General features: G+C 46.6%; 14 protein-coding genes and 1 riboswitch. Of the genes, 1 reads left to right on the forward strand and 13 read right to left on the reverse strand.

The genetic code is table 11. The annotated features are described in order from the left end of the window. Positions 1-66: 66 nt before the first annotated feature. The 6 genes from licT to ACTW1R_RS15545 all read right to left on the reverse strand — a co-directional run bounded on the left by licT (position 67) and on the right by ACTW1R_RS15545 (position 5,968). Positions 67-909: a BglG family transcription antiterminator LicT gene (gene licT / locus ACTW1R_RS15520; RefSeq protein ID WP_016608476.1), complete on the reverse strand. Its 843-nt coding sequence runs from the start codon at positions 907-909 to the stop codon at positions 67-69. Between the two features lie 278 nt (positions 910-1,187). Further along, positions 1,188-2,093 (reverse strand): EamA family transporter RarD, encoded by a 906-nt coding sequence (gene rarD, locus ACTW1R_RS15525; RefSeq protein ID WP_005230654.1) that lies wholly within the window; start codon positions 2,091-2,093, stop codon positions 1,188-1,190. Positions 2,094-2,249: 156 nt separating this feature from the next. Further along, positions 2,250-3,686, reverse strand: coding sequence for an MDR family MFS transporter (locus ACTW1R_RS15530; RefSeq protein WP_254777721.1), 1,437 nt, complete (start codon positions 3,684-3,686; stop codon positions 2,250-2,252). After that, a complete protein-coding gene (locus ACTW1R_RS15535; protein ID WP_005230651.1) occupies positions 3,683-4,123 on the reverse strand; it encodes a MarR family winged helix-turn-helix transcriptional regulator in 441 nt (146 codons plus the stop codon). The genes ACTW1R_RS15530 and ACTW1R_RS15535 overlap by 4 nt, the downstream gene beginning before the upstream one ends. A 150-nt stretch (positions 4,124-4,273) precedes the next feature. After that, positions 4,274-5,260 (reverse strand): tRNA dihydrouridine synthase, encoded by a 987-nt coding sequence (locus tag ACTW1R_RS15540; RefSeq protein ID WP_325837617.1) that lies wholly within the window; start codon positions 5,258-5,260, stop codon positions 4,274-4,276. A gap of 147 nt (positions 5,261-5,407) precedes the next feature. Further along, complete coding sequence (locus ACTW1R_RS15545; protein ID WP_270290749.1) at positions 5,408-5,968, reverse strand: LOG family protein; 561 nt, start codon at positions 5,966-5,968, stop codon at positions 5,408-5,410. An 86-nt stretch (positions 5,969-6,054) separates the two neighbouring features. On the opposite strand from ACTW1R_RS15545, the gene ACTW1R_RS15550 reads away from it, so the two are divergent. Continuing rightward, positions 6,055-6,396 (forward strand): MazG nucleotide pyrophosphohydrolase domain-containing protein, encoded by a 342-nt coding sequence (locus ACTW1R_RS15550; protein WP_167822302.1) that lies wholly within the window; start codon positions 6,055-6,057, stop codon positions 6,394-6,396. Between the two features lie 149 nt (positions 6,397-6,545). Here the strand turns inward: ACTW1R_RS15550 and ACTW1R_RS15555 are convergent, their stop codons facing one another. The 7 genes from ACTW1R_RS15555 to ribD all read right to left on the reverse strand — a co-directional run bounded on the left by ACTW1R_RS15555 (position 6,546) and on the right by ribD (position 13,217). Next, positions 6,546-7,559 (reverse strand): ABC transporter substrate-binding protein, encoded by a 1,014-nt coding sequence (locus tag ACTW1R_RS15555; RefSeq protein WP_271813957.1) that lies wholly within the window; start codon positions 7,557-7,559, stop codon positions 6,546-6,548. Continuing rightward, positions 7,552-8,334, reverse strand: coding sequence for an ABC transporter ATP-binding protein (locus ACTW1R_RS15560; RefSeq protein ID WP_010748955.1), 783 nt, complete (start codon positions 8,332-8,334; stop codon positions 7,552-7,554). Before ACTW1R_RS15560 ends, ACTW1R_RS15555 begins: the two co-directional genes overlap by 8 nt. Before the next feature lie 4 nt (positions 8,335-8,338). Next, positions 8,339-9,412, reverse strand: a complete 1,074-nt coding sequence (locus ACTW1R_RS15565; protein ID WP_005233272.1) for a FecCD family ABC transporter permease — start codon at positions 9,410-9,412, stop codon at positions 8,339-8,341. A gap of 472 nt (positions 9,413-9,884) precedes the next feature. Further along, positions 9,885-10,358 carry a 6,7-dimethyl-8-ribityllumazine synthase gene (ribH, locus tag ACTW1R_RS15570; RefSeq protein ID WP_061053393.1) on the reverse strand — a complete coding sequence of 158 codons (474 nt, stop codon included), beginning with the start codon at positions 10,356-10,358 and terminating at the stop codon, positions 9,885-9,887. A gap of 21 nt (positions 10,359-10,379) precedes the next feature. Beyond that, positions 10,380-11,591, reverse strand: coding sequence for a 3,4-dihydroxy-2-butanone-4-phosphate synthase (gene ribB / locus ACTW1R_RS15575; protein WP_115232919.1), 1,212 nt, complete (start codon positions 11,589-11,591; stop codon positions 10,380-10,382). Continuing rightward, complete coding sequence (locus ACTW1R_RS15580; RefSeq protein ID WP_005230617.1) at positions 11,569-12,156, reverse strand: riboflavin synthase; 588 nt, start codon at positions 12,154-12,156, stop codon at positions 11,569-11,571. Before ACTW1R_RS15580 ends, ribB begins: the two co-directional genes overlap by 23 nt. Further along, positions 12,141-13,217, reverse strand: coding sequence for a bifunctional diaminohydroxyphosphoribosylaminopyrimidine deaminase/5-amino-6-(5-phosphoribosylamino)uracil reductase RibD (ribD, locus tag ACTW1R_RS15585; protein ID WP_167822305.1), 1,077 nt, complete (start codon positions 13,215-13,217; stop codon positions 12,141-12,143). Before ribD ends, ACTW1R_RS15580 begins: the two co-directional genes overlap by 16 nt. Positions 13,218-13,328: 111 nt before the next feature. Further along, positions 13,329-13,467: riboswitch (FMN riboswitch) on the reverse strand. Positions 13,468-13,492 lie beyond the last annotated feature (25 nt).

Here is a 13,492-nt window from a genome sequence, read left to right on the forward strand (position 1 = left end):
CTGACTGTTGTCTTTTCAATCTGGGTATTGCCTGCCTGACAGTAACAATCCGTTAATGATTGAATGTTAATTGGTTTGATCATTGACGACACGTTCGATGTGGATCGTTAAGTAGATCATTTCTGATTCACCGATCGATTTGTCGTAGGTTTTGATCAAGTACTCGTTGATCCGTTGGACCGTTTGAAACGCTTTAGGGTACTTCGATTGCACAAGGGCAAATAAAAATTCATCTTTTTCCCCCGAAAGTTCATCGCTTAAATAACGCTGCGCAAAATACTGCAAATGCGTGGTGATCCGTTGATAATTCAAGGAATCTGGGTTAAAGACTCGTCCATAAAAGCGACTGATGATCGCCAGTACGTCACGTACGATTTCTACCGCTTGCATCGTGGTTTCCATCGTGCCATTGGCTTGTTCGCTATTGACGATATGAAAGGCGATAAAGCCGATCTCCGATTCTGGCAATGTAATCCCGAAGACTTTTTCAAAATAAGCAACGGCATCTGCTGCAACCGCATACTCTTTTGGATAAAACTTGCGGGTCTCAAACAACAATGGATTCGGCAGCTCAATGCCTTCACGTGCCCGAACCAGCGCATAATGGATATGGTCGGTCAGGGTCAAATAAATATTTGGCGACAGCTCGATCCCCAAGGATGCTTCCGCATCATCCACCACTTGCTTGACAGCTTCGACTTCTTCCACAGGAATGTCTGAAAACAATTGCTGAAACTGATTTGCAGTAAAGGTATCCTTTAACACAAATTCTTTTTCGACAAAGGCTTCATCCACTGGATCGCCGACTTTTTTCTTAAACGCAATGCCGCGGCCCATATAGATCACTTCCTGACCGGCATCATTGGTCGAGATGACGACATTATTATTTAAAATTTTTCCAATAATCATCGCTTTCCCTCACTCCAAAATAAAAAAACCTAGAATCTCCCCGTTAGCGCGCTGCGGTCAATTCTGGTTTTGCCTGCCGAACAGTAACAATCCTTGTAACTGAAAGAATAATAACACACCCCTGTGGCAGATGCAACCCTTTTCAAACAAAATTTCTACAACGGGTTTTTCCTTTGTTATACCATTGAAGGGTTCTCCTTGCAACATCCTTTACTACCTAAAATGATTTGTTTTTTAATAAAAAAAGGAACGGCCCAGCTGCAGCCATTCCTGATGTATCAGAGTTGCTTTCTTTGCTGTCCCATGCGCCGCTCTTTCATCGCCGTCCCTAGCGTACCATAGGTGAAGACCGCGATCCCCAGCCAAATAAACGCAAAGGCGGAAAATTGGGCCAGTGAATAGGTTTCGTGAAACAAAAAGATGGCTAACAAAAGCATGATCGTCGGGTTGACGTATTGAATAAACCCAAGCGTAATGTAAGAAACATTTTTCGCGGCTTCCGCAAACAGCAGCAGCGGAATAGCCGTCACGATCCCAGCACCCATCAATAAGAGATTGGTTTGCAAGGGATAATTCATAAAGCCGACGGTTGAAAATCCTAAAATATACACGAGCGCAAAGGGGAAAATCACCATCGTTTCGATCGTTAACCCAGTAACCGAACTAATGGGGATCCTTTTTTTGATCAAGCCATACGTACTAAAGGAAAAGGCCATGATCAGTGAGGCATAAGGAATCGTTCCTGTTTGGATCGATAATAAGATCACCCCGATACTTGCCAGCAGACACGCCAGCATGCCAGTACGACTAAGACGTTCCTTCAAAAAAACGGTCGCTAACAAGACATTGACTAGCGGATTGATGTAATAGCCTAAGCTGGCTTGCATCACGTGGCCCGCACTCACCGCGAAGATAAAGGTGAACCAGTTGATGGAGATCAGCACAGAAGCTAAAACGATCAGTCCAGCAAATGCTTTGTTCTTCCACAGCAGACGTGCTTCTTGTAAAAATTGCGTTTTCTTCCCAGAAAGCACGATAAACAACACCATAAAAACAAAGGACCACACGATTCGGTAGCACATCGTTGCTAATGGCGAAACCCCAACGATTATTTTCCAATATAGTGTGACCAAGCCCCACAAGACATAGGCAGACAATCCAAAATAAACGCCTTTATTCTTCATTTTCTCCCTGATTTTTTTCCATTAAAGCAAGCCTTTAATGAAAAAAAATACTCCTCCTAAACCATAAGTTATCTTATTATATCGAATTTTTTGGTTTTTCATAGAGTTTCATGAAATAAATCAAGAAAAGCACCCTTCAAAGAAAGGTGCCCCTCTTTATTCCAGTGGTTCTTCTGCCCCTTCTAGCCAAACGGCTTCTGGCTTCTGATCACGAATCAAGAATAGCCCCGTTGCAAACAGCAGTCCAGAAGCGATCGTCATCAATAAGAAAGAAACATTCATCCCATGAAGCAGTGCACTTGTTCCTGTTAAGGTCGTGCTTTTTTGCGCCACACTATTCATGATCCCGACAAATAGTGCTGTCCCGATGGCGCCTGCCACAGTCCGCAAAGAAGTCAATAACGCTGTTCCATGCGCCGTCAGCTGCGGCGGAATATTTTTATTTCCCCATGTCACGAAGGGCATCAACAAACAACCTGTGGCGGCACAGCGCAGCATGTTCAAAACCACTGCTACCCAAATACCCGTGTGCATATGGATAAAATACATGCCGATGTTGCTCAAGACCAGTGAGCCGCCGCCAAAAAGCGTCAACAAACGGATGCCGACTTTGTCATAGATTCTCCCAGCCACGGGACTTAAGAAAGCCGAGACCAGAGAGCCTGGCAAAACGACTAATCCCGAGATCGTCGCTGATTTGCCTAAAATCGACTGCACGTATAGCGGCATCAGCATCGCCGAACCCATCAAGACCAAGTAAAGCATGATACTGCCAAAGACACTGATGGCATACTCTTTTGTTTTTAAGACCCGCAGATCCAAAAATGGAGTTTCCGCTCTTAACTGACGGAAGACAAAGAAGATCCCTGCTACCAAACCGAGCCCTAAGGTTCCTAAAACGGGTAAGCTGAAAAAGCCATAGCTGCCGATATTGCCAAAACCTAAAGTAATCCCACCAAAGGCGAAGGCACTCAAAACAAAAGAGGTCTGATCAAATTTGCTGTTGCTTACTGGCAACACATCATCAAAAACCTTTATGGCCCAAATCAGTGAAATCAAAACGATCACGGCAACGATATAAAAAATCGCATGCCAGTTCAAGCGGTCCACGATCACCCCAGCAAGAGTCGGTGCGATCACGGGTGCCGCGGTGATCGATAGTCCATACCAGCCCATCACGACACCGATACGATTGATGGGATAGATCGATAAGAGGATCACTTGCGCCATTGCGGTCAAGATTCCATTGCCTACGGCCTGCAAAATACGAGCAAGCATCATGACTAGAAAATTGGGAGCTGCAGCACAAAGCAGCAAGCCCACCAACGCAATTCCTAAGGCAGCGAGATACAGCTTTTTGGTTGCCACACGATTCATAAGATATGCCGTCAAGGGCATAACGATCGCCATCGCCAAGGAATAACCGCTAGTCAGCCATTGTCCCGTAGTGACGGAAATCTGCAGGTCAGTGACGATGGCGGGTAAAGCCGTCGTCAAGGCAGTCGCCAACATGGATACGGCAATACATGTAATCATTAAATTAATAAAAATCAGCGTCCGCTGACGTTCCGTTCGTTGGACTGTTTCACTCAATCAACGTCCGCCTCCTTCTCAAGATAAAACTGTTCGATTTTTGCTAAGGCTTGACCAAAGGCTTGTTTTTCTTCTGCCGTCAAATAGGTCAGCATTTCTTGGTGCGCCTTACTGCGTTTTTCTTTCATTCGCTGTGCCTCTTCCTTGCCTGCTTCCGTCAGCGAAATCAGATGGCTGCGTTTATCTTTCGGATCGACTTCTTTTTGGATCAGCCCTTTTTCAGCCAGTTTTTTTAGTAGCTCGCCAGTGGATGTCGAGCGAATCGCTAAATACGCGGCGAGATCTTTTTGGGTCAACGTCCCTTTTTCGTCCAATACCAGTAGGCAATTGAACTGTCCCCGACCTGGCATAAAACGCCCATATTTTTGTTCCGCATACCGCCGATTTAATTTATACACTTCAAACAATCGTTCCACGATTTCTTGTTCGGAAACCATCGACCTTCAGCTCCTTTCGCCTCTTCACTATTTAGATAGGTACCTAGTTAAAAGTCCGCTCTCCATTTTACATAGGTACCTATCTACTGTCAAGAAAGGATTGACAATGAGAGCGGGTACAGCAACCAAAAACAAAAAAAGCATTGAAACTTACGCTTCAATACTTTCCTCGTGGTTCTTTTTCTCAGCAAACTCTGCCAGCAGTTGCCGAACTTCATCCGTTGATTTAGTATTCATCAATTTTGCCCGCAAATCACTGGCTCCAGGGAAGCCTTTGACATAGATTTTAAAGAAACGATGCAATCCTGCGATCGAGCGTGGCACCATTTTGGCGTAATGGTCCTGCAAGTCTAATTGCAGCTGCAACAAGCCTAATAGCTCTTCTGAGGTATGCTCTTTCGGTTCTTTTTCAAAGGCATAGGGATTCTTGAAAATACCCCGACCGATCATGATTCCGTCTACGCCATATTTTTCTGCTAGCTCTAAACCTTTGGTACGATCAGGGATATCGCCGTTGATCGTCAGCTTCGTTTGTGGGGCGATTCTATCCCGCAAGGTAACCACTTCAGGAATCAATTCCCAATGAGCATCGACCTTGCTCATTTCTTTGCGGGTTCGCAAATGGATCGAAAGGTTGGCGATATCCTGTTGCAGGACATGGGTCAACCAAGCTTCCATTTCTCCTAGTTCGGTATAGCCCAAACGAGTCTTGACACTGACCGGCAGACCGCCAGCTTTGGCTGCTTGGATCAGCTCAGCAGCAACTTCTGGTCGCAAGATCAAGCCGCTGCCTTTGCCTCGTCCGGCAACGTTTGGCACTGGGCAGCCCATATTTAAGTCGATCCCTTTAAAGCCCATCTCCGCTAAGCCGATACTCATCTCACGGAAATACTCTGGCTTGTCGCCCCAAATGTGGGCCACCATCGGTTGCTCATCTTCGGTGAAGACTAAACGTCCTCGCACACTGTCGCGTCCTTCTGGATGGCAGTAACTATCGGAATTGGTAAATTCCGTAAAGAAAACATCTGGTGCGCCGGCAGCTTGAACGACATGCCGAAAAACGACATCGGTGACATCTTCCATTGGTGCTAGGATAAAAAAAGGCTTCGGCAATTCAGCCCAAAAATTTGTTGTCATGATTTACGCTCCATTTCTTTGTCCAAGGATCTTCTTTTATGACCCCCACTTGCAAAACAAACCCCATTATACTAAGAATGCGTCAAAGAAGCAAAAGAGCAAGACGACACCCGTCGGTGCTTCGCCTTGCTCTTTTGCAACAGACGCTTAATACTGCCGAATAACTGGCGGTTCGTAGGCTTGAATAAAGGCTTCAAGCTCCTGGGTTGTTTGCGCAAAGCCGATTTTTTCGCGATCGGCCTGCGTCAAGAACTCATTTTCCACCATGTTGTCATACAAGGCTATCGTTGCGTGGTAAAAGTTGTTCACATCATAAAAAGCACACGGATTCGGGTTTTGACCGATTCTTGACCACGAGATCATCTCCGTGATTTCTTCCAGCGTACCCGGACCACCTGGCAGCGCGACAAACGCCTGCGACAATTCGAACATTTTTCGTTTTCTTTCTGACATCGTCTCGACGACATGGAGTTCGGTCAATCCAGGATGTGCTAGTTCCCGATCCTTTAAAAAGGTTGGGATCACCCCGATCACCTGACCGCCATTTTCTAAGACAGCATCTGCCAATACGCCCATCAAGCCTGCTTTTCCGCCACCATAAACCAGCGTATTTTTTCGTGAAGCGATCCACTGCCCCAATTCTTGGGCGGCTGTTGCAAAACTAGGTTCATTACCGACACTGGCACCACAATAGACTGCAATTTTCATAAAACTCTCCATCATCCTTCTCAATCATTTTGAAATAGTATATCATAATTCTGATAAAGGTTCTGGGAAAGGATGGGAAAAAATTTATGAACATTGAGGAATATCAACGATTTATTAGTGACTTCTACAAAGCCCGCAACTGGTATCAATATGATCCGTTTATTCGGGCGAATTTTTTAGCAGAGGAAGTCGGAGAAGTGAGCCGTGCCATTCGGACATTGGAGATCGGTCGTGACCGTCCCGATGAACAAGAAGGCTTGCCAGAAGAAAAACTGGCAAACCTGACGGAAGAATTAGGCGATGTACTGGATAATTTATTTATTCTCGCCGATAAATACGATATTTCTCTAGAGACGATCATGCAAAAACACAAAGAGAAGCTATTGTCTCGCTATCAAATGGACCACGTGACAAAAAAAAACAGCTAACGGGCTACTTGTTGCGGAACGGGCAGCGGCAAAGGTTGCTTTTCCCAAATACAAAAAACCAACGTTTCTGTGGTCGTACGGCCAGTGAAACGTTGGTTTTCTTCTATTATATAAAAAGTTGGTTCTCCTTTTTATGGGAATAGAGGTGTTTATTGTGCCATTTGCTCTACCAGTTCTTCCAATCCAGTCAAGGCTTGGTAGCCGTAGCCAAAGAGATAATTGTAGTCCATGCTGTAGACTTGTTTGTTTTTGATGGCTTTCATGCTGGAAAGTTTGTCATTTTTGTACAAGCCTTCAATGATTTCTTGACCAGAAACACTGCCTTCGATCGTTGACCAGTCACCGACGATCAAGACATCGGGATCCGTTTCGATCAAGGTTTCGACACTGACTTCTCCTGAATAGTCTTGAAACACATTGTTCAGTTTGATCATGTCAAAGTTGCTGTTGAAAAAAGATTCGTCCTGAGCGGCATAGACACTGACCACACTTGGATCAGACATAAAGAGATGGGCAAAGGTTTGCTCTTCTTTGTCTGCTACTTTTTCTTCCAAGGCACTCTGGCGATCCTTTAATTCTTTTTCAAAAGCAGCGGCTGCCTCAGGGACATTGAAGAGCTTACCAAGGTTTTCAATGTCTTGATAAACGGAATCAAATGTTGCACCAGTGACAGAGGTTTCTTGGACGTAAGTCGGAATGCCCATCTCGTTCAAGGAATCAACGGTGCCAACGCCCCAATCTTGATTATCGAAAAGTCCCCCGCGGCCAAAAATCAAATCCGGATCCACACTGAGCGCCGTTTCTTTACTGATATAGTCGCTGCCCAGGTCGTTGAGTTCTGCATAATCAGCAGCAACTTCCTCATCAGCGGCACCAAAGGTTGCACCGACACCCGCAATCTGATCCTTGAGGCCGAGATGCAGCAGCAATTCCGCTGCTGGTCGTGTGTTGGCTAGGACTTTTTTTGGTGCCTCATTAAAGGTTTGGTCCTTGGCAGTCCACTGCGTGCCGCCCTCTGCTTTGGTGTAGTTGCTGATGGTTAAAGGATACGTACTTTCTACCTGTGAGGAAGAAGCCGAAGTTCCTTCATCCTTCGCATTGCCGCAAGCGCTTAATGTAAAGACTGCCAATCCTACCCCAATCATTTTTCCCCATTTATTCATCTGTTTGCTCCTTTTCAAAATAATAATGAAACCCTAATCCGCCTGTGATCGGATGATGGTAAATACTGCATTTCACGCCATAGATCTCTTCGATCAGTTCTTCTGTCAGCAGCGTTTCTGGTTCGCCATACCCTACGACCCGACCATCTTTTAAGGCATAGATGATGTCGCAATAGTTGGCTGCTTGTTCCAAATTGTGCAGCGCCGCCAACAAGCCAATCTTCAGATGCTTGACGGTCTCTAAGATTTCCAGTTGATATCGGATATCCAAATGATTGGTCGGCTCATCGAGAATCATAAATTTCGGTTCTTGGGTGATGGCACGAGCAAGGACGACCCGCTGTTTTTCGCCTCCTGATAATGAGAGGTAGCTGCGTTTTCTGTAGGCACTTAACCCTGTTTTGGCTAAGGCTTCGGTGACCAGCTCATGATCGGCTTTGGTGTCTTGTTCCAACAAACCCTTGTGGGGCGTGCGGCCTAAAAGCACCATCTGTTCTACTGTTAAATCAAAGCTCAACTCATTGAACTGACTGACGACGCTGACTTGCTGGGCGACTTTTTTTTCGGAACTTTTCAAAATATTCATCTCACCCAAATAAATGTCGCCGCTGTCAGGTTTCAACGTTTTGTAGATAGCTTTTAACAATGTAGATTTGCCGCTGCCGTTGGAACCAATCAAGCCGACAAATTGTCCCTGTGCGGTTTGGACGGAGATGTCTTTTAGTATCTGCTGATCCCCGATCGTCAGATTGAGCTTTTCAACTGCTAATTTCATTCCGTCACCCCCCAAAGTTGTATTGCCGTTTGACAATGATATAGATAAAGATCGGTGCGCCAATCAGCGCTGTAATGATCCCGATCGGCAGTTCGACTCCTTGCAGGGTCGAGCGGGCGATCACATCCGCCCAAATCAAAAACAACGCGCCTGTCAAAGCGGTCAAAGGCATCAACAGGCGATGATCCGACCCGCTGACTCCACGTACGATATGAGGAATGATCAAGCCGACAAAGCCGATCATACCAGAATTCGCAACGATGATACTGGTTAATAGCGCTGCTAGCAGCATGTAAAAACGACGATAGAAAGTCAGCTTGACTCCTAAGGTGGAAGCAACTTCATCTCCCAGCAAAAGCGTATTCAAAACACGGTATTGCGTCAGGAAGAACAGCGTGATCAAAGAAACCAGAACCACGATAAAGCCTAATTTGTTCCAAGAAGCCGAGGCTAAACTGCCCATCGACCAAAACGCCACAGTCTTCATCCCTTCTGCATTGCTAGCCAGATAGATGATCAAGTTTGAGACAGAGCTGCATAAGGCACTGACGATCGTCCCCGACAGCACAAGTTTTGTGGAAGTCATTTTCCCACCGATACTGGCAAGCAGCAGCACCAAAATGGTGGCAATCCCCGCTCCTGCAAAGGCACCAAACGATAAGCCCAGCTGCAAGACTAGCGCCGAGCCGCCAAAACCGACTAAGATGGCGAAGGTCGCCCCTAAGGATGCGCCAGAAGAGATTCCTAAGATATAGGGATCTGCCAGCGGATTTTGGACCACTGCCTGCATCACTGCCCCGCTGATCGCTAACCCCATGCCCACAAAAATAGAGAGCAAGACCCGCGGTGCCCGAACAAACCAGACGATATTGATGTTTGCGTCTGAAATGCCTGAAAGATCACCAACCAATCCATGGCTGATTTTATAGAAGAGAATTTGGTAAACTTCGCCAAGGGTGATATTGGCTTGGCCGTTTGCCAAAGCAACTCCTGCAGATAAGAGAATGGCGACAACTAAAACACAGCAAATGATTGTCGAAACCATCCAACGATTTGATTTAATCAACCCTACCGACATGTGATTCTCCTTTATTCAGCACGACTCCCTCCTGATTTCACAGCAAAAACAACGTTGACTGTTGCCTCGCCGCCATCATAAAAGAAGCATCTGTGCGTTTTTTCGCTTATAACAGTTCTTCTCATGAAAAGCGCCAAAGCCATGTGCTGCTTTGACATCTATTTGCAAATGAGAATCACTCTCAATGAATAGAGTCATTATAAGGAACCTTTTGTGAAATGTAAATAATTTTCTGAAAATTTCCTTAAATAAGAGTTATTCTAATGTTCGTGATTGATTGGGCGTTTTCCTCTCCATTGACCTATCGAAAATACGGTACCCGTGAAGAAGCGAATCCTTTGGCATAATAATCAAGTGTTTTTTTATGATGAAAAAAAGACAGACTTCATTTTGTACGAAGTCTGTCTCCAGTCTGATGCCTATGCTCAGGCAGGCTTGTTCTTGCTAGCTTCCCTTTGTTCGAACGTGAAACCTATGCGTTGCCAAGGATTTGCTGATTCAACGAAATCATCTCCAAAAGACCTTGAGCGGCTTCGCTGCCTTTGTTGCCAGCTTTGGTTCCCGCCCGTTCAATGGCTTGTTCAATCGTTTCAGTCGTCAACACACCAAACATGATCGGAATGTCGGCATTCAGACCAATTTGGGCTACGCCTTTCGCCACTTCATTTGAGATCAATTCATAGTGGGTCGTTGCTCCGCGAATCAAGGCACCTAATGTCACGATCCCATCGTATTGCTTGTGGTCAACGATTTTTTTGGTAATATACGGAATCTCATAAGCACCTGGTACCCAATACACGTCGATGTTTTCTGCCTTGACTCCATGACGCACCAAATTGTCTTTGGCGCCTTCCACTAACTTGGAAGTGATAAACTCGTTGAATCGTGAGACCACGATCCCTACTTTGACTGCCTCTCCCTGAAACGTTCCTTCAAATACTGTCATCGCTCATTCTCCTTTGGTTGATTAAATAGATAGGTAATGGTGAAACTTTTCTTTCTTCGTTTTCAAATAGCTGCTGTTTTCTTTATGCGCAGGCATCTCCAGCGGTACTCGTTCTGCTACCTTAATCCCTAAGCTTTCTAATTCCTTCACTTTGTCAGGGTTGTTGGTCATCAATTGAATCTCCTGCACTTCTAAGGAACGTAAAACATCGGCGGCAAACGTGTAATGACGGGCATCTGCTGCAAACCCTAATGCAATATTTGCTTCATAAGTATCCATGCCTTGTTCCTGCAGCTGATAGGCACGGAGCTTGTTCCGCAAGCCAATACCGCGGCCTTCTTGGCGTAGATACAAAATCGCACCGCGGCCTTTTGCTTCGATCTGCCGCATCGCTTCTTGCAGCTGTTCGCCGCAATCACAGCGATGAGAGCCGAAGACGTCGCCTGTTAAACACTCTGAATGGATCCGTAGTAACAGCGGCTCGGTAGTATGTTGAATCTCGCCTTTGGCTAGTAAAAGGTGTTCATTGCCGAACTCATCTTCAAATAAGGTCAATTGGAACGCCCCATAAGCCGTTGGCAGATCCACCGTGATAGGCGTGGTTCCTCGTAGATATTCCGCCAACTCATCAATGGTCAAAAATGGCAGCTGCCATTTTTCTGCTAATTTTTTCAATTCTGGGACCCTAGCCATCGTGCCATCTTCATTTAAAATCTCACAAATGTAGGCTGCTTCCACGCTGCCAGCAAGCTTTGCTAAATCCACAGCCGCTTCTGTATGTCCTCTGCGTTCCAACACGCCGCCAGGTTGAGCGGTCAATGGGAAGATATGACCAGGGCGATAAAAATCCGCAGCTTGTGACGCTGGATCAGCCAATTTTTCAATCGTCACTGCCCGGTCTTTCGCAGAAATCCCCGTACTCGTCGTCACGTGATCGATACTGATGGTAAACGCGGTGCCAAAGGCATCCGTATTATTGGCGGTCATCTCAGGCAATGCCAGCTTTTCAGCGATCGCTTGTGAGATGGGTGCACAGATCAAGCCGCGGCCATAAGTCGCCATAAAATTGACGGCTTCTGGCGTTGCGTATTCAGCGATCCCAATCAAATCTCCTTCTGATTCTCGATTTTCATCATCGGCGACAATCACTAAGCCGCCTTTTTTTAACCATTCCACTGCTTGTTCTACTTTATGCATCGTCTGCCTTCTTTCATTTTCGTTGGTATTTGACATATTTCCCGATCATATCCGTCTCGATATTGACCCACTCCCCTTGTTTCAACTGCCCCAGCGTCGTCTGGTCTTTGGAATGGGGGATCAAGCTAACGGAAAATGCCTGTGCCGTCGTCTGGGTAACCGTCAAACTGACGCCATTGATCGCAATCGACCCTTGCGGAATGATTTCCCCTTGCACACTGACAGGATAAGCAAACGTCAAGATCAAGGCATTTTCCAACTGCTTTTTCTGGATCAAACGGGTCGTTACATCAATGTGGCCTGCGACAAAGTGGCCTTCAAAACGCTGCGTCGCTGCCATCGCTCGCTCCAAATTGACTTCGGCACCCACCGAGAGTTGTTTAAAGGTCGTTCGTTGAAAGGTTTCTGGCATGATATCCACCGTAAACGTCGTCGCTTGTTTGGCGATCGCCGTCAAACACGTCCCGTTGATCGCCATACTGTCTCCGATCTGGTAATCCGCCAGTAATCCTTCGGACGCACTGCAAGTTAGCTGGATCGTGCGGCTTTGCTTGCGGATCTCTTTGATGCGGCCTTTTTCCTGAATCAATCCTGTGAACATTCCTCTGGTCTCCTTCCTCGGATGCAAACATCTTCCCCAACTGCAGTCACCGTCACCTCTGTTAGCTGCTGCAGCTGTTTCGGGGTACGCTCACTGGTAAAACTTGCGAGACTATTGCCCCCAAGAAACTTTGGCGCCACATAGGTAATGCTTTCTTGCCACAGTCCGCTGGCTAAAAAGGCATCATGGATCGCAGCGCCTCCTTCTACGTATAGCGATTGGACCTGTCGTGCGGCAAGCTCCCTCAGCAATGAAACAATTGTCAACTCTTCCAGCTGGATCACTGACACATGAGCTGGCAAATCACTGACAGTTGTCTGCTGCGTAAAAATCCACACAGGTGCCGAATCATCGGCAAACAGTGCCAAATGGGGTTGCGACAGCGTTCGCCCCCGACGGTCTAACACGATGCGAATCGGCGGAAAGCTGGTTTCAACCGTGGTCAATAACGTGGGATCATCCGTCAACACCGTCTGACTGCCCACTAAGATTCCTTGATAGTCCCCACGTTCTTGATGGACGTTTTGCCAAACCGCTGAACCAGTGATCGCACTACGGGTTAACGCATCATGAGCGATCCGGCCATCTAAAGTGATCGCTTGCTTCAACGCCACGTAAGGTCGCTGATGCTGATGGTAAAAATTATAGTGTGGATTCAAACGGCGCACCGCTGTTTCTTCGATGCCCACCAACACGTCGATGCCCTGTTCTTCTAAAAAGCGCTTGCCTTGTCCAGCCACGATCGGGTTAGGGTCTAACTGGCCGATGACTACCTTTTTGATGCCGCTGTCGATGATCAGCTGGGTGCAAGGCGGCTGTTTTCCTTGATGGTTGCAAGGTTCTAACGTCACGTATAAAGTCGAATTGATTAGGTCTTCGGAGGAATGGCATTGTTCGATGGCGTTTCGTTCCGCATGGGGCTGCCCATAGACTAAGTGAGCCCCTTTAGCAATGACCCGTTGCTCTTTGACGATCACGGCGCCCACTAGCGGATTGGTAAAGGTTTGGTAACGCCCTTTTTTGGCTTCTGCGATCGCCAAACGCATGTATTCGTTATGCATCTTCCTTCCTCCTTTCAATAAAAAATGCCTCGTGAGAATCTCACGAGGCATAGACAAACAAGACCGGCAAAAAATCAATTTTAGACGCACTGCGCCCCTTGAAATTTTGTGGTTTTTCTTCTCCCATCCAGACTTTCACTGTCGGTGCCAGATTCACACTGGCTCCACCGCATAGCTATGCGGGTCACGGACTTCAAGCGTTGCGCTTGTCACCGTCGGTCGGGAATTACACCCTGCCCCGAAGAATACTATTCAATTCATGTGCATTTTAGCCC

The sequence above is a fragment of the Enterococcus sp. R12 genome (assembly GCF_058135755.1).